The following is a 16,143-nucleotide window of genomic DNA, read 5'->3' as shown; positions in this document are numbered from 1 at the left end:
GGCATGTTCACCGCCAATTCGATGAACTGCCTGACTGAAGCGCTCGGCCTGTCGCTGCCAGGCAATGGCTCGACGCTAGCCACCCATGCCGATCGCAAGCGCCTGTTTGTCGAGGCCGGTCATCTGATCGTCGATCTGGCCCGGCGTCATTACGAACAGGACGATGCATCGATCCTGCCGCGCTCCGTTGCCAACAAGAAGGCTTTCGAAAATGCCATGGCGCTCGACATTGCCATGGGCGGCTCGACCAATACCGTGCTGCACATCCTTGCCGCCGCGCATGAGGGTGAGGTGGATTTCACCATGGCCGATATCGACGCGCTGTCGCGCCGGGTACCCTGCCTCTCCAAGGTGGCGCCGGCCAAAAGCGACGTGCATATGGAAGACGTGCATCGCGCCGGCGGCATCATGTCGATCCTCGGCGAGCTCGATCGTGGCAACCTGCTCAACCGCGACTGCGTCACCGTGCATTCGGCGACGCTCGGCGACGCCATCGACCGCTGGGACATCACCCGCACCAACAGCGAGTCGGTACGCAATTTCTATCGTGCTGCCCCTGGCGGCATTCCCACGCAGGTGGCCTTCAGCCAGGAAGCGCGCTGGGACGATCTCGACACTGACCGCGAAAAGGGCGTCATCCGCTCGGTCGAGCACCCATTCTCAAAGGATGGCGGTCTTGCCGTGCTCAAGGGCAACCTTGCCGTCGATGGCTGCATCGTCAAGACGGCCGGCGTCGATGAAAGCATCCTGAAATTCTCCGGTCCGGCAAAGGTCTTCGAGAGCCAGGACGCGGCCGTCAAGGGCATCCTCTCCAATGAAGTGGTTGAAGGCGATGTCGTCGTCATCCGCTACGAGGGGCCGAAGGGCGGGCCAGGCATGCAGGAAATGCTCTATCCGACCAGCTATCTCAAGTCCAAGGGTCTCGGCAAGGCCTGCGCGCTGATCACCGACGGCCGTTTCTCCGGCGGCACGTCGGGCCTGTCGATCGGCCATGTCTCGCCGGAAGCCGCCAATGGCGGCCTGATCGGCCTCGTCCGCGAAGGCGACCGCGTCGAGATCGACATCCCCAATCGGACGATCACGCTTGCCGTCGACGAAGCAACGCTTGCCGCCCGCCGTGCAGAGCAGGATGCGTTCGGCTGGAAGCCGGAGGCTCCGCGCAAGCGCAATGTGACGACGGCGCTGAAGGCCTATGCGGCCTTCGCCACCAGCGCCGACCGCGGCGCGGTGCGTGACCTCAACGCCTTCAAGTAATTTATCAACCATCAAAGAAGAGGGGCGCGGTGATCAGCCGCGCCCCTTTTGTATTGTCAGGTCGGTGACGGCTCAGCCGCCATCATCGTCACCGCCGCCGTCGTCACCACCGGAATCATCGCCACCGCCATCATCCGGCGCGGAATCATCACCGCCATTGTCCTCCGGCTCGGCCTGATCGTCCTGACCGCCATCATCCGGTGCCGCCTGGTCGTCATTGTTGTCGTCCGGCGCGGCTTGATCGTCGTTGTTATCGTCGGGTGCCGCCTGATCGTCWTTGTTGTCGTCAGGAGCGGCCTGGTCGTTGTTGTCGTTGTTGTCGTCCGGCGCAGCCTGATCGTTGTCATTATCGGCAGGGGCTGCATTGTCTTCATCGGCTTCGTCCGGAGCGGCTGCATCCTCGCTTTCGTTATCGTTCAGGTAGGACTGGTCATCTGTCGCCTGATCGTTGTCTTCGACATTGGACTGTGCATCCGCTTCCGGATCGGGATTGTCGCCGACGTCATCGATCTTCTCGTTGTCATCATGGTCTTCGGCGGTGTCGATCGCCTTGTCTTCGTCGGTTGCCTGGTATTCCTGCTCGACCGAAGCCTCGGTCGTTTCCTCGGTCTGCTCGTATTCCGATTCGAACGAGCTATATTCTTCCGACGTCTGCTCGAAGTCGTAGCTTTCGCTCGTCTCGACTGATTCCTCGTAGGATGCCCAGGAATAGGATTCATAGTAGGAGGAGGATTCGGAATAGCTGTAGCTGACCTGTTCGGAGTAATACTGCCACGAATCGGCGTAGAACGAGACGTAAGCCGGTTCATAGGCGGCATAGTAATAATAGTAGCCGGCATAATAGCCGGCGAAGTCGGCCAGGATGAAGGCCGTGTACCATTGCTGGTTTGCGAGGCGATTGGCATTCTCTGCCTTGGCAAGCAGCTTGCGCAGGCGGTTGATCTCGGCCTGCTGGCGCTTGGTCGCCTTCTTGTTGGCGGCCATCTTGTCGAGATGGCGCTGCATGTCGTGGATGCGCCGGCCATTCGACTTGGCGAGATCCTTGTCATTGGCCGCCTTGCCGCCCTTGACGCGCTTCAGATAGGCGCGCCAGGCCTTGTTCAGCGTATCGACGCCGATCCCGACCTTCTTGTCCTTCAGATTGGCCAGGCGATAGGTCTGGTTGAGCTGGGCGATCTCTTGGCCGAGCTTCGGCAACGAGGCTGCCAAGGCCTTGCTGTCCTTCGCCTGCGCAGCCTGCTTGACCACTTTGATCGCCTTCATGGTCGAGGCGAGCGATTTCAGGAAGGGTGCGCTCTTGCCGCGCTCTGGCTTCGGCAATTGCTTGAACGCCTTGTAGATGAAGGCGATCGATTCCTGCTGCTTGCGCAGCAGTTGGTCGGCATTGAGCTTCTTGGCCTGGAATTCGGCCCGCGTCTCAGCCCGCGTGTCCACAGCAGAGGGCGCCAGGATGGCGACGCTCAGTCCCAGGGAAAGCAGAAATGCCGAGACCATTGATGTAGATTTGGATTTTGTCATGTTTCCCCCAAATACCCTCGTTGGCGCGCCAATGCCTAGCACGCCAAAGCTTTACGTTTTCGACTTTGTTTGGGGGGAAATCGATCTTTAACCGGAATTTTCTGCAGAGGCCGTTACTTGGCCTCCGCAGATTGATATCCGTCAAAACTAATGCAGGATCTGGCTGAGGAACAGCTTCGTCCGTTCATGCTGGGGGTTGTCGAAGAACTGGCCAGGCTCGTTCTGCTCGACAATCTGGCCCTGGTCCATGAAGATCACCCGATTCGCCACCTGGCGGGCAAAGCCCATTTCGTGGGTGACGCAGAGCATGGTCATGCCTTCTTCTGCAAGTCCCACCATGGTGTCGAGCACTTCCTTGACCATTTCCGGGTCCAGCGCCGAGGTCGGTTCGTCAAACAGCATGATCTTCGGCCGCATGCAGAGCGCACGTGCGATCGCCACGCGCTGCTGCTGGCCGCCGGAAAGCTGGCCGGGATATTTCTTCGCCTGTTCGGGGATTTTCACCCGGGTGAGAAAGTGCATGGCAACTTCCTCGGCCTGCTTCTTCGGCATCTTGCGCACCCAGATCGGTGCGAGGGTGCAGTTTTCCAGGATCGTCAGGTGCGGGAAGAGGTTGAAGTGCTGGAACACCATACCGACTTCGCGCCGCACCTCGTCGATGCGCTTGAGATCGTTGGTCAGTTCGATGTTGTCGACGACGATCCGACCTTTCTGGTGCTCTTCCAGCCGGTTGATGCAGCGGATCATCGTCGACTTGCCGGAGCCGGACGGGCCGGCGATGACGATGCGCTCGCCCTTCATCACCTTGAGATTGATGTCACGCAGCACATGGAATTCGCCGTACCATTTGTTCATGCCGACGATGTCGACGGCAATTTCCGTCGTCGAAACGGTCATTTTTTGAGCGGCTTCAGCCATGGATTTCCCCTTTTGTTATCGTTTGTGTCCGGTGTCGAGGCGCCGCTCGACGAATGCTGAATAGCGCGACATGCCGAAGCAGAACAGCCAGAACGTAAATCCGGCAAAGATCAGTCCGGTCAACGGCGTCACTGGCGTGACCCAGCGAGCGTCGCCGAAACTGGCTTTGACGATGCCGAGCAGGTCATACATGTTGATGATCGATACCAGCGACGTATCCTTGAACATGCCGATGAAGGTGTTGACGATACCCGGAATGACCAGCTTGATCGCCTGCGGCATGATGATGAAAGTCATTTTCTGGAAGAAGTTCAAGCCGAGGGCGTCAGCGCCTTCGTACTGCCCCTTCGGAATCGCCTGAAGCCCGCCGCGAATGACTTCGGCCATGTAGGCCGATGCGAATATCGAAACGCCGACCAGCGCGCGCAGGAATTTGTCGATATTGGTACCGGGCGAAAGGAAAATCGGCAAAAGCACGCTGGCCATGAACAGCACGGTGATCAGCGGCACACCGCGGATAAGCTCGATGAAGGCGACACAGGCTGCTTTGAGGATCGGCATCTTCGAACGCCGCCCGAGGGCCAGCAGGATGCCGACAGGCAGTGACACGACGATGCCCACAAAGGACAGGATCAGTGTCACCATCAGCCCACCCCAATTGGTGGTTTCGACCGGAGAAAGGCCAAACCAGCCGCCGAGCAGCAGAAAATAGGCGACGATCGGCAGAGCGACCAGCAGGAGAATGGCGTTCAGACCCTTGCGCGGAAACGCGGGCATCAGAAACGGCACCAGCAGCCCGACGAACAGAAGCGCAACCAGGATCGGACGCCACAGCTGATCGCGTGGATAGGAGCCGACCATGAACTGGGTAAACCAGTTGCCGACATAGGCCCAGCAGGCACCACTCCATCCGTCCGGTCGTGTGCCGCCCTGGGCAATCGTCGCGCAAGCGGTGCGGTCGGGTCCATTCCAGATGGCCGATATGAAAAGCCAGTCGAAGACCGACACCACGAACCAGACGATGACGAGAATGACGACCACGCTGATGATCGTATCCTTTATCGACGCAAATAAGTTCCGGCGCGCCCACCCCCAGGCAGTCTTGTCATTCGTCGGCGCGCTTTGCGCAGCGATGGCCTGGGTGCGTACATAAGCAATGTTCTCAGCCATCTCAGCGCTCCACCAAAGCCATCTTGGCATTGAACCAGTTCATGAACAGCGATGTGGCCAGACTGGTCGACACATAGAGCAGCATCCAGATGCCGATGATCTCGATCGAATGGCCGGTCTGATTGAGGATCGTTCCGCCGACCGCGACCAGATCGGCATAACCGATCGCGACCGCGAGCGACGAATTCTTCGTCAGGTTCAGGTATTGCGATGTCAGCGGCGGAATGATGATCCGCAGCGCCTGTGGCAGCACGATGAGGCGCGTGGTCAGACCAGGGCGGATGCCCAGTGCATGCGCCGCCTCCGACTGTCCCTTCGAAACGCCACGGATACCGGCGCGGACGATCTCGGCGATGAAGGAGGCTGTGTAGAAGGAAAGGGCAAGGTAGAGCGATAGGAATTCCGGCCCGACCACCGTGCCGCCCTGCATATTGAACTTACCGAGCTTGGGCACGTCGAAACTCACCGGGAGGCCGAGGCCGATGAAGGCAAGCAGCGGCAGGCCGACGATCAAAGCGAGGTTGACCATCAGCACCGGAGAGCGCTGGCCCGTCGCCATCTGCCGCTTGCTGGCCCATCTGGAATAGATGATCGCGCCGATGAGACCAATCACGAAAGCCACTGCCACGATCCAGATGCTATCGCCAAAGATCGGAGCAGGCATGTATATGCCGCGATTGGTGACGAAGACCGAAAGCGGCAGCGCCAAAGCTTTCCTTACCTCCGGCAGCAGCGACAACACGCCCTTGTACCAGAAGAAAATAACCAGAAGCGGCGGGATATTGCGAAAAACCTCGACATAAATGGTCGAGAGTTTTGCGATCAGCCAATTGTTGGAGAGGCGTCCAAGACCCACCAGCAATCCGACGATTGAAGCCGTGATGATGCCGGTCACCGCGACGATTAGCGTGTTGATCAGGCCAACGACAAGCGCGCGCAAATAGGTGGAGTCGCTGGAAAAATCGATCGGCGTCTGGGCAAGTTCAAAGCCGGCGCGACCGCCCAGGAAGCCGAAGCCTGCCGTCATGTTCGCCTTGGCGAGGTTCTCTGCGGCATTTGACCACGAGTACCAGATAAGCCAGGCAATGAGGACCACCGTGAGCGCCTGATAAACAAACTGGCGCAGTTCCGGATTATACACCAAAGATTGCAACGATCGGTTCGTTCCGCCCCGTTCTACGGCGTCGACTGCCATTCATTTTCCCCTGTTCCGTCGCTCTTTTTTCCGAGCGTTTCATCGGAATATGCGGAAAGGCGGATGCCGCCTTTCCGCGCGTTGGTCAGACCAGCCTCAGCGGATCGGCGGTGCGTATTGCAGGCCGCCCTTGTTCCAGAGCGCGTTCAAGCCACGCTTGATCTTCAGGGGGCCGCCTTCGCCGACGTTGCGCTCGAAAGCTTCGCCGTAATTGCCCACCTGCTTGATGATATTATAGGCCCATTTCTCGTCCAGTCCGAGATCCTTGCCGATCGTCTCGTCCTTTTCCTCTCCGAGGAAGCGCTTGATGTCGGGATTGTCCGACTTGACCATTTCATCGAGATTGGCCTGGGTAATGCCGAACTCTTCAGCGGTTACCATGGCATAGTGTGCGTAGGAGACGACATCGAACCACTTGGAGTCGTTCTGGCGCACAGCCGGACCCAGCGGTTCCTTGGAGATGATTTCCGGCAGGATGACGTTGTCGGCCGGGTTGGCGAGGTTCAGCCGGATCGAATAGAGGCCGGACTGGTCGGTCGTGTAGACGTCGCAACGGCCGGCGCCATAGGCGGCATCGACTTCTTCCTGCTTTTCAAACACGACAGGCTTGTATTCCAGCTTGTTAGCCTTGAAATAGTCAGCGAGGTTGAGTTCAGTCGTCGTGCCGGACTGCACGCAGACGGCTGCGCCGGAGAGTTCGAGTGCCGACTTTACGCCCAGGCTCTTGTGAACCATGAAGCCCTGGCCGTCATAGTAGTTGACGGCGCGAAAATCGAAGCCCAACTGGCTATCCCGGCTTGCGCTCCAAGTCGTGTTACGGGCAAGAACGTCAACTTCGCCGGACTGTAGAGCCGGAAAGCGGTCCTTTGCCGAAAGCGGCGTGTATTTGACCTTGGTGGCATCACCAAACACCGCGGCTGCAATGGCCCTGCAGAGATCGACATCAAGGCCCGACCACTTTCCGGTGGAATCCTGTGCGCCAAAGCCCAGAAGATTGGAACCGTTGACACCGCACTGTACGAAACCCTTGGCTTTGACATCGTCAAGCGTGCCGGCATGAGCACTCACCGCGCCGAGCGCGACTACGGCGGCGCCGATCACACCGGTCAATAGCGTTTTGGACATTTTTCCCAACCTCTTGTTTGTCGTTGTTTCCCCGTGGATCCCCAATCGGGGATGTTCCAGCACCAACCGTTTTCCCTTCCGGAAGGCGGACCATTAAGACAATCTTAAACGCCACGATAGTCAAGACCGCACTGAGCATTTGCGGAAAATTGTGCGCGAAATCTCGCCAATGGTAGAAAATGTGCAAAAATTCGCTGTTGATTTGGGCAGCTTGGCGAATAATTTTGCGCGAGCGCACGGGGCGCCTCATCGGAACGCCGACTTGACGCTTCTCCCGGCCTATGGAATGGCATTGCGATCACCAGAACATGGACTTGGCAGATGGCAATCGAGAAGCAGGCAGACGATTTCGGACCGAATACGAAGCTCACCCACCAGGGCTGGAAGCCCGGCGAATTCCACGGTTTCGTCAACCCGCCGGTCGTGCATGCCTCGACCGTGCTGTTCCCGGATTCCAGCACGATGGACCGGCGTGCGCAGAAATATACTTATGGCACGCGCGGCACACCGACCACGGATGCACTCTGCGAGGCGATCGATGCGCTCGAAGGCTCGGCCGGCACGATCCTGGTGCCGTCGGGGCTGGCTGCAGTCACCGTGCCGTTCCTGGCCTTCGTTGCCGCCGGCGACCATATCCTGGTGACCGATTCCGTCTATTATCCGACGCGCAATTTCTGCGACGCGATGCTGAAGCGGCTCGGCGTGGAAACCGAATATTATGATCCAGGCATCGGCGCCGGAATTTCCGCATTGATCCGGCCCAACACGACGCTGGTGCATACCGAGGCGCCGGGCTCGCTCACCTTCGAAATGCAGGATATCCGCGCCATTGCCGATGCCGCGCATGCGGCCGGCGCGGTCGTGACCATGGACAATACCTGGGCAACGCCGCTTTATTTCAAGCCGCTCGATTTTGGTGTCGATGTCTCGATCCACGCGGCGACGAAATATCCGTCCGGCCATTCCGATATATTGATGGGCACGGTGTCCGCCAACGAGACATACTGGCCAAAGCTGCATGAAGGACAGATCACGCTCGGCACCTGCGGCGCGCCTGACGATGCCTATCAGATTCTGCGTGGCCTGCGCACCATGGGGATACGCCTGGAACATCATCAGAAAAACGCGCTCGAGATCGCACGCTGGCTGGAGGGCAGGGCGGATGTCGCCACGGTCCTGCATCCCGCGCTGGAATCGTTCCCGGGACACGCGCTCTGGAAGCGCGACTTCAAGGGCGCGTCCGGCGTCTTCTCCTTCGTACTTCGGGAGAATGACCCGGCGAAGTTCAAACCGCGGGCTTTCGCTTTCCTCGATGCTTTGAAACTGTTCGGGCTTGGTTATTCCTGGGGTGGCTTTGAGAGCCTTGCGGTCTGGTGCAATCTCGCCGACCGCAAGGTCGCGAAAGCGCCGGCGGAAGGACCGGTGCTGAGGCTGCAGATCGGTCTCGAAGACGTGCCCGATCTGATCCGCGACCTCGAAGCCGGCTTCAAAGCCGCGGCGGAACTAGGCTGAAGAAGTACGGGCGCCAGCCGAGACGAAAGTTCAGCCCGGCGCCTTGTAGCCATAGAGCCAGTCGAGGTCGGAGGCGACGTTTTCAGGACTGCGCACTTTGAGCACCATGTCACGTGCCCAGCGGACAGGTCCGCGCGCATGGTAGGCGAACTTGTTGAAGGCTGCGCGTGAGCGGACGCGCGAGACACGGCTCTGACGGTGATGTTCGAAGAAGGCAAGGCCATCGGCAAGCGCCACATCAGCGGTTGCGATACCGGCCAGTTCATAAGCATCCTCGATCGCCATGGCCGCACCCTGCGCCGCAAACGGCGTCATGGCATGGGCGGCATCGCCGATCAGCACACCATTCCTGCCGTCGGTCCAGCGGCCCTCAGTGACGCCGAAAAGCGGCCACCAGGTGGGTTTCGGCGCATAGGACAGAAGTGTGCGGATATCGCGGTGCCAGCAGGCGAACTGGGATGTCATTTCCGAGCGGTGGCTGGGATTGCATTCCGCCGCCCAGGTCTCGCCCGGATTCTTGCCCATCGACAGCGCCACGACGTTGAACGCCCCGGCATCCTTCAGCGGATAGGCGACGATATGCGCCTTCGGCCCGACAAAAGCGGTGACATTGCGCGGGTTGAGGAAGGACGGCGCGTCCTTTTCGGGAACGATGAAGCGCCAGGCGACCATGCCGGAAAATTCGGGTGCGCCAGCATGCGGAATGCGGCTGCGAAATTTCGACCAGACGCCATCAGCGCCGATCGTCAGATCCGGCTTCATGTCGGCCAGCGCATCGAGATCGGCGTCGTCCTTGATGCCTGAATCGAGTTTCAGGGTGATCAGCGGCTCGTCCTGGGCGGACTCGATCAGCACTTTCTGCAACGTTGCCCGGTGCAGCGAGGCATAGGGCGAGCCCCAGCGCTCGTGGGCGATTTTCTTGGCCGAAATCGAGGCGATCGGCGCCAGAGTCTGGCCGGAGACCAGACAGATATTGTCCGGCTCCCGCCACAGGTCCTTCAGCCTATCGGCTACACCGAGCCGGTCCAATACATAGGTGGCATTCGGCGAGAGCTGCAAACCGGCCCCGGTCCCCTGCAGCGTCGCGGTTCTTTCCACCACCGTCGAGGCGACACCTTTTTTTGCAAAGGCGAGCGCACTCACGAGTCCGGCAATGCCGGCACCAACAATAGCGACAGATTTCATCTGGTTCCAACCTCGCGCCCACTCTGGGACGCGGAAAACGTTCGTCAGGCTGCCTGGTCAGCGAAGACACAGCCCGCAGGGTCAGACTGACCGGCCTTGAGCGACGGCTCATATTGATAGAGCGTCGAGCAATACGAGCAGACCTTCTCGTTATCGTCACCCATATCAATGAAGATATGTGGGTGATCGAAAGGAACCGATGCGCCTGTGCACATGAACTCCTTGACCCCGATCTTGATCGTCCTGTATCCGCCATCATTCTGGAAGTGCGGAATGCTGTGACCAGCCATGCAAGTCTCCGAACCGATTTATTTTGTGGTGCAACATAATGGGTCCCGAGACAAAAGTGTAGGGCCAAAACGCCGCAAACTACACATGTCAGCTATAACATTTTTGCTAGTCCGGATCATCAAACCATGCATCTCAATGCGCCAAAATTCTCGCATTTCTCCCATGACGGGTTTGACTTCGCCTATTTCGACGAAGGTGAGCGACAGGGTGCACCGACGCTGCTGATCCATGGTTTTGCCTCTTCGGCAATGGTCAACTGGGTGCAGCCGGGCTGGCTGCAGACGCTCGCTCAGGCCGGGCGCCGGGTGATTGCGATCGACAATCGCGGCCATGGCGGCAGTTCCAAGCCTCACGATTCTGCCGCCTACCATCCGGCCCTGATGGCGTCCGATGCCGCCGCGCTGCTTGATCATCTCGGCGTCGATTCGGCTGATGTCATGGGTTATTCGATGGGCGCACGCATTTCCGCTTTCCTGGCGCTGGGACATGGCGAACGTGTCCGCTCGCTGATCTGGGGCGGGCTGGGAATCGGGCTTGTGCATGGCGTCGGCGACTGGGATCCGATTGCCGATGCCTTGCTCGCGCCCTCCGTGGAGACGATCAGTCACGAGCGCGGGCTGATGTTTCGCAACTTCGCCGACAAGACCGGCAGCGACAAGCTGGCGCTTGCCGCCTGYATCGCCTCCAACCGTGTGCTGGTGACGGAGGCGGAGGTGGCGCGGCTGATGCAGCCGACACTGATCGCAGTCGGCACCCGGGACGATATTGCCGGCAACCCGCACGAATTGGCGGCCCTGATGCCGGATGCACGCGCCATAGACATCCCCAACCGCGATCATATGCTCGCTGTCGGCGACCGTGTTTTCAAGAAGGCGGCACTCGATTTCTACCAGGAAACCGGTGGTTGCTGAACGATCTGCCGCCAACGGCATTCCGTCTTCGAAGGGGTGGTCGGACTTTCACGTTCCGGTGACCCCATTTCACTATGATGCGAAATCACCTATAGTATCTGGCAGAGGAACACGAAGGAGAGCCGCAATGGCCCTGAAGCATGATGTCCGTAGCGATGCCATTGCCAGCGTCGACCCTATCTGGGATACGCTGAGGCAGGAAGCAGAGATTGCCGCGGCACACGATCCCGTCCTGGGCACCTTTCTCTATTCGACGGTGATCAACCACAAGACACTCGAAGACTGCGTGATCTATCGGATCAGCGAGCGGCTCGACCATGCCGATATCCCCTCGGTCATCCTACGCCAGGCGTTCACGGAAATGCTGAGCGATTGGCCGGAATGGGGTACGATCATCCGCGTCGACATTCAGGCCTATTTCGATCGCGATCCCGTCTGCACCCGCTACATCGAGCCCGTGCTCCACTTCAAGGGCTTCCACGCCATCCAGACCTATCGCCTGTCGCACTGGTTGCTCAACAAAGGCCGCAAGGATTTCGCGCTCTATCTCCAGAGCCGGTCCTCCAGTGTCTTCCAGACCGACATCAATCCCGCCGCCCGGATCGGCAAGGGCTTCTTCCTCGACCATGCGACCGGGCTGGTGATCGGCGAAACGGCTGTGGTGGGCGACAATGTCTCGATCCTGCAGGACGTGACGCTCGGCGGCACCGGCAAGGAGAGCGGCGACCGGCATCCGAAGGTGCACGATGGCGTGCTGATCGGGGCAGGGGCCAAGGTGCTCGGCAATATCGAGATCGGCCATTGCTCACGCGTCGCTTCCGGCTCGGTGGTGCTGAAGCCCGTGCCGCCGAAGACGACGGTGGCCGGCGTGCCGGCGCGCATCGTTGGCGAGGCAGGCTGCTCGGAACCGTCACGCGCCATGGACCAACTCCTGTCGGCGATCGAGTGATATCCCTTTCGGTCGATCCTGCGCGGCTGTGAGCTTTGGGGTTTACAGCCGCGGTACACGCGTGGCAAAAGCGCCGCAAATCGGAACCGATATGGAGTGAATGCCGTGAAGCCTGATGAACTGAAGAAACTCGACGCCTATTTCAAGCGCACTCTCAACCCGAACATCGTCGTCAAGGCCCGGCCGCGCAAGAATGATTCGGCGGAAGTTTATCTCGGCGAGGAATTTCTCGGCGTCATCTACAAGGATGAGGAAGACGGCGATCTTTCGTATAATTTCTCGATGGCGATCCTCGACGTCGATCTCTAAGCGGAATTTCCCGCTTGGCCTCGCGTTTCCGGCGGGGCCAGCATGCTGCGACGCGATAAATTTTGACGAATGCCAACTCACTTCGGAAATTAGTATTACAAATCAAATATTTAAGATAAGCTACTGATTTTGCAACAAACTCTTTGGTTGCGTAGATGTTGACTTTTTTGTGCAGTGCACCTATATATTAGTGACCACTTTATGGCAAAGGGAACCCATCCAATGTTCAAATTTGACGAAGCTAGTCTGTATGGCAAAGATGCCATGGACAAGGCCCTGAAGTCCTATTCCACGACGTCCCGCGGCCTGCAGGCCATCGCGACGGAAACCACTGACTACGCCAAGAAGAGCTTCGAAGCGAGCGTTGCTCACTTCCAGAGCCTGATGGGTGCCAAGAGCTTCGAGGCCGCGATCGAAATGCAGACCTCCTATGCCAAGTCGGCAATGGAAGGCTACGTTGCCGAAATGACCAAGCTCGGCGAAATGTATGCCGATGTCGCCAAGGAAGCCTACGAGCCGGCCAAGGCTGCCGTCGCGACGGCCACCGAGGTCGTGAAGACCCGGGCAGAGAAGGTTGCCGCTGCCGCACAGAGCACCGCTGCCTGATCATACCCGCTTTTCGAATTGCGAAAGCCGGCAACCCGATGGGTTTGCCGGCTTTTATTTTTTGCCGTAACGGGAACTCTCAATTTCGCCAATCCATTTCCGGATAAGTTTCATCGAATAATATTGCAGGCTCAGAAAAGGGTCTTAAAATGGCGCGTTAGGATACCACATAACGGTCAGTGGATTAGGTTAAAATGCCTCGGCATTCATGGAATTCGGATTTGAAGGAAACGATGACTGATTTTGCATATCGGATGCAAGCCGGTGAAGAGCGGGACGCCAGTACTGGCGGTCGCGGCACGTCGGTAATCACCCGCGTTCAACCGAAAGTGAAGAAACCGAGCCTCTATCGCGTATTATTGTTGAATGATGACTATACCCCGATGGAATTCGTGATCCTCATCCTGGAGCGCTTTTTCCAGAAGGACAGGGAGGCAGCGACAAGGATCATGCTGCAGGTCCACAATCACGGCGTGGGCGAATGCGGCACCTACACATACGAGGTCGCGGAAACGAAGGTCATGCAGGTCATGGACTTTGCGCGAGAGCACCAACATCCGCTTCAATGCGTTATGGAAAAGAAATGAGGTTCTGAACGTGCCCACATTTTCATCAAGCCTGGAAAAGGCCCTTCACCGGGCACTGACTCTCGCCAATGAACGTCGTCACGAATATGCTACTCTCGAACATCTGCTGCTCTCCCTGATCGATGACAGCGATGCGGCCGCCGTCATGCGCGCCTGCAATGTCGATCTGGACAAGCTCAAGAAGACCGTCAGCGATTACGTCGACAACGACCTGGCCAATCTCGCAACTGGTTATGACGAGGATTCGAAGCCGACATCCGGCTTCCAGCGCGTCATCCAGCGAGCGGTGATTCATGTCCAGTCGTCCGGACGGGAGGAAGTGACTGGCGCCAATGTGCTCGTGGCGATCTTCGCCGAGCGCGAGAGCCATGCTGCCTATTTCCTGCAGGAGCAGGACATGACCCGCTACGACGCGGTCAACTATATCTCGCACGGCATTGCCAAACGTCCCGGTTCCGCCGAAACCCGTACCCCCAAAGGTGTGGATGAAAGCGAGCAGGAGGCCAAGCCCGCGACCGGCAAGGAGACGGAGGATGGCCAGAAGAAGCCGCTTGACGCGCTCAAGGCCTATTGCGTCAATCTCAACGAGAAGGCCAAGAACGGCCGCATCGATCCATTGATCGGCCGCCAGTCCGAGGTCAACCGGACGATCCAGATCCTGTGCCGCCGCTCGAAGAACAACCCGCTCTATGTCGGTGACCCCGGCGTCGGCAAGACGGCGATAGCCGAAGGCCTCGCCAAGCGCATCGTCGAGAAGCAGGTGCCGGAAGCACTGCAGAACGCCACGATATTCTCGCTCGACATGGGCACGCTGCTTGCAGGCACGCGCTATCGCGGCGATTTCGAAGAGCGGCTGAAGCAGGTGGTCAAGGAGCTCGAGGATTTCCCGGGCGCGATCCTGTTCATCGACGAGATCCATACGGTGATCGGGGCTGGCGCCACCTCGGGTGGCGCCATGGATGCCTCGAATCTGTTGAAGCCGGCTCTGTCCTCCGGGGCGATCCGCTGCATCGGTTCGACCACCTACAAGGAATACCGCCAGTTCTTCGAGAAGGACCGGGCGCTCGTCCGCCGCTTCCAGAAGATCGACGTCAACGAGCCGAACATCGACGACGCCATCGAGATCATCAAGGGCCTGAAGCCTTATTTCGAGGAGTTCCATCACCTGCGCTATTCCAACGACGCCATCAAGGCGGCGGTGGAACTGTCGGCCCGCTACATAACCGACCGCAAGCTGCCGGACAAGGCGATCGACGTGATCGACGAGACCGGCGCCTCGCAGATGTTGCTGCCGCTGTCGAAGCGCCGCAAGCTGATCACCGAAAAGGAGATCGAAGCGACGGTCGCCACCATGGCCCGCATCCCGCCGAAGACGGTGTCTCGCGATGACGAGGAACTGCTCTCCAATCTCGAGCAGGAACTGCGCGCCGTGGTCTACGGCCAGGAAGTCGCCATCGAGGCGCTGACGTCCGCGATCAAGCTGGCGCGTGCCGGCCTGCGCGAACCGAACAAGCCGATCGGCTCCTACCTGTTCTCCGGCCCGACCGGCGTCGGCAAGACGGAAGCGGCCAAGCAGCTTGCCTCGTCGCTGGGCGTAGAACTGCTCCGCTTCGACATGTCGGAATATATGGAGCGCCACACCGTGTCACGGCTGATCGGTGCCCCTCCCGGCTATGTCGGCTTCGACCAGGGCGGCCTGCTGTCCGACCAGGTCGACCAGCATCCGTATAGCGTGCTCCTGCTCGACGAAATCGAAAAGGCGCATCCGGACATCTACAACATCCTGTTGCAGGTGATGGATAACGGCTCGCTGACCGACAACAACGGCAAGAAAATCGACTTCCGCAACGTCATCCTGATCATGACCACCAATGCCGGTGCGCAGGACATGGCCAAGTCGGCAATTGGCTTTGGCTCTTTGAAGCGCGAAGGCGATGATATCGAGGCGATCAACAAGCTGTTCACGCCGGAATTCCGCAACCGTCTCGACGCGATCATCCCGTTCGCGCCGCTGCCGATGACGGTCGTCCACAAGGTGGTGCAGAAGTTCGTCTTGCAGCTGGAAAGCCAGTTGGCCGAGCGTCACGTCACCTTCGAACTCACCGAGGAGGCCACGACCTGGCTGGCCGAGAAGGGTTACGACGAAAAGATGGGTGCGCGTCCGCTGGGCCGCGTGATCCAGGAAAGCATCAAGAAACCGCTGGCCGAGGAAATCCTGTTCGGCAAACTGAAGAAGGGCGGCATTGTCCGCGTCTCCGTCGCCAAGAAGGAAGACGGCAAGACCGGCATCGTGCTCGAGGCCCTGCCGGATACGCCGGTCAAGCCGAAGGACGAAGCCGAAGTCGCCGCCACGCCGCCGGTTACCCGGAGCGGCAAGGCCAAGCCTGAGGTCGAGGAGGCCGTTGCATCGGCCAACCCGGTCGAAGAGCTGCCCAAGCCGAAGCGCCGACCGACGGTGCGGAAGGACGATTGAGTTCATTCATGTGAATGACGGCGGGCGGGATGCAAATCCCGCCCGTTTTATTTTACCTAGGCGGCTGCTATCGTGGCCAACGAGCATCGGCAGTTTGCGTTCTAAATCGTGAATGTGCCTTGTCCCATGAGGCGGGTAGC

General features: G+C 59.1%; 15 protein-coding genes. 8 read left to right on the top strand and 7 right to left on the bottom strand.

Annotated elements, in window-relative coordinates; genetic code table 11:
• A partial coding sequence (gene ilvD, locus AC1DYF_RS12470) for a dihydroxy-acid dehydratase (protein WP_477877049.1) occupies positions 1-1,254 on the top strand: 1,254 nt, incomplete at its 5' end.
• Positions 1,255-1,326: 72 nt separating this feature from the next.
• Here the strand turns inward: ilvD and AC1DYF_RS12465 are convergent.
• From AC1DYF_RS12465 to AC1DYF_RS12445, 5 genes are all read right to left on the bottom strand, one after another.
• On the bottom strand, positions 1,327-2,772 hold the full coding sequence (locus tag AC1DYF_RS12465; RefSeq protein ID WP_477877048.1) for a hypothetical protein: 1,446 nt from the start codon (positions 2,770-2,772) through the stop codon (positions 1,327-1,329).
• A gap of 147 nt (positions 2,773-2,919) precedes the next feature.
• Positions 2,920-3,690 carry an amino acid ABC transporter ATP-binding protein gene (locus tag AC1DYF_RS12460; RefSeq protein WP_477877047.1) on the bottom strand — a complete coding sequence of 257 codons (771 nt, stop codon included), beginning with the start codon at positions 3,688-3,690 and terminating at the stop codon, positions 2,920-2,922.
• Positions 3,691-3,705: 15 nt separating this feature from the next.
• Positions 3,706-4,860 (bottom strand): amino acid ABC transporter permease, encoded by a 1,155-nt coding sequence (locus AC1DYF_RS12455; RefSeq protein ID WP_477877046.1) that lies wholly within the window; start codon positions 4,858-4,860, stop codon positions 3,706-3,708.
• Position 4,861: 1 nt separating this feature from the next.
• Positions 4,862-6,055, bottom strand: a complete 1,194-nt coding sequence (locus AC1DYF_RS12450) for an amino acid ABC transporter permease (protein ID WP_477877045.1) — start codon at positions 6,053-6,055, stop codon at positions 4,862-4,864.
• 96 nt (positions 6,056-6,151) lie between these two features.
• The gene (locus AC1DYF_RS12445) at positions 6,152-7,180 is read right to left on the bottom strand and encodes an amino acid ABC transporter substrate-binding protein (RefSeq protein ID WP_477877044.1); all 1,029 of its coding nucleotides are present in this window, start codon (positions 7,178-7,180) and stop codon (positions 6,152-6,154) included.
• 321 nt (positions 7,181-7,501) lie between these two features.
• On the opposite strand from AC1DYF_RS12445, the gene AC1DYF_RS12440 reads away from it, so the two are divergent.
• Positions 7,502-8,692: a cystathionine beta-lyase gene (locus tag AC1DYF_RS12440; protein ID WP_477877043.1), complete on the top strand. Its 1,191-nt coding sequence runs from the start codon at positions 7,502-7,504 to the stop codon at positions 8,690-8,692.
• 30 nt (positions 8,693-8,722) lie between these two features.
• On the opposite strand, the gene AC1DYF_RS12435 is transcribed toward AC1DYF_RS12440, so the two are convergent.
• Together AC1DYF_RS12435 and AC1DYF_RS12430 are read right to left on the bottom strand one after the other, a co-directional pair.
• On the bottom strand, positions 8,723-9,877 hold the full coding sequence (locus tag AC1DYF_RS12435; protein WP_477877042.1) for an FAD-dependent monooxygenase: 1,155 nt from the start codon (positions 9,875-9,877) through the stop codon (positions 8,723-8,725).
• Positions 9,878-9,921: 44 nt separating this feature from the next.
• Positions 9,922-10,167 (bottom strand): zinc-finger domain-containing protein, encoded by a 246-nt coding sequence (locus AC1DYF_RS12430; protein ID WP_477877041.1) that lies wholly within the window; start codon positions 10,165-10,167, stop codon positions 9,922-9,924.
• Between the two features lie 126 nt (positions 10,168-10,293).
• Between AC1DYF_RS12430 and AC1DYF_RS12425 the strand changes: the two genes are divergently transcribed.
• The 6 genes from AC1DYF_RS12425 to clpA all read left to right on the top strand — a co-directional run bounded on the left by AC1DYF_RS12425 (position 10,294) and on the right by clpA (position 16,003).
• Entirely contained in the window at positions 10,294-11,079 is a 786-nt protein-coding gene (locus tag AC1DYF_RS12425) for an alpha/beta fold hydrolase (protein WP_477877040.1), read from the top strand.
• Between the two features lie 127 nt (positions 11,080-11,206).
• Positions 11,207-12,028: a serine O-acetyltransferase gene (cysE, locus tag AC1DYF_RS12420; RefSeq protein WP_477877039.1), complete on the top strand. Its 822-nt coding sequence runs from the start codon at positions 11,207-11,209 to the stop codon at positions 12,026-12,028.
• Positions 12,029-12,133: 105 nt separating this feature from the next.
• A complete protein-coding gene (locus AC1DYF_RS12415; RefSeq protein ID WP_477877038.1) occupies positions 12,134-12,337 on the top strand; it encodes a DUF3126 family protein in 204 nt (67 codons plus the stop codon).
• 222 nt (positions 12,338-12,559) lie between these two features.
• Positions 12,560-12,943 (top strand): phasin family protein, encoded by a 384-nt coding sequence (locus tag AC1DYF_RS12410; RefSeq protein WP_477877037.1) that lies wholly within the window; start codon positions 12,560-12,562, stop codon positions 12,941-12,943.
• Between the two features lie 233 nt (positions 12,944-13,176).
• Positions 13,177-13,530, top strand: a complete 354-nt coding sequence (clpS, locus tag AC1DYF_RS12405) for an ATP-dependent Clp protease adapter ClpS (RefSeq protein WP_477877036.1) — start codon at positions 13,177-13,179, stop codon at positions 13,528-13,530.
• Between the two features lie 10 nt (positions 13,531-13,540).
• A complete protein-coding gene (gene clpA, locus AC1DYF_RS12400; protein WP_477877035.1) occupies positions 13,541-16,003 on the top strand; it encodes an ATP-dependent Clp protease ATP-binding subunit ClpA in 2,463 nt (820 codons plus the stop codon).
• Positions 16,004-16,143 lie beyond the last annotated feature (140 nt).

The sequence above is a fragment of the Rhizobium sp. P2_G9 genome (genome assembly GCF_056403475.1).
The sequence above is the reverse complement of the archived record's forward strand: the minus strand, read 5'-3'. Positions and strand labels throughout refer to the sequence as shown.

Coding starts and splice junctions, on each gene's coding strand:
- AC1DYF_RS12450 (WP_477877045.1), bottom strand. CDS start 6,055: ATGGCAGTCGACGCCGTAGAACGGGGCGGAACGAACCGATCGTTGCAA.
- cysE (WP_477877039.1), top strand. CDS start 11,207: ATGGCCCTGAAGCATGATGTCCGTAGCGATGCCATTGCCAGCGTCGAC.
- AC1DYF_RS12435 (WP_477877042.1), bottom strand. CDS start 9,877: ATGAAATCTGTCGCTATTGTTGGTGCCGGCATTGCCGGACTCGTGAGT.
- AC1DYF_RS12460 (WP_477877047.1), bottom strand. CDS start 3,690: ATGGCTGAAGCCGCTCAAAAAATGACCGTTTCGACGACGGAAATTGCC.
- clpS (WP_477877036.1), top strand. CDS start 13,177: ATGACTGATTTTGCATATCGGATGCAAGCCGGTGAAGAGCGGGACGCC.
- AC1DYF_RS12445 (WP_477877044.1), bottom strand. CDS start 7,180: ATGTCCAAAACGCTATTGACCGGTGTGATCGGCGCCGCCGTAGTCGCG.
- AC1DYF_RS12440 (WP_477877043.1), top strand. CDS start 7,502: ATGGCAATCGAGAAGCAGGCAGACGATTTCGGACCGAATACGAAGCTC.
- AC1DYF_RS12410 (WP_477877037.1), top strand. CDS start 12,560: ATGTTCAAATTTGACGAAGCTAGTCTGTATGGCAAAGATGCCATGGAC.
- AC1DYF_RS12430 (WP_477877041.1), bottom strand. CDS start 10,167: ATGGCTGGTCACAGCATTCCGCACTTCCAGAATGATGGCGGATACAGG.
- AC1DYF_RS12455 (WP_477877046.1), bottom strand. CDS start 4,860: ATGGCTGAGAACATTGCTTATGTACGCACCCAGGCCATCGCTGCGCAA.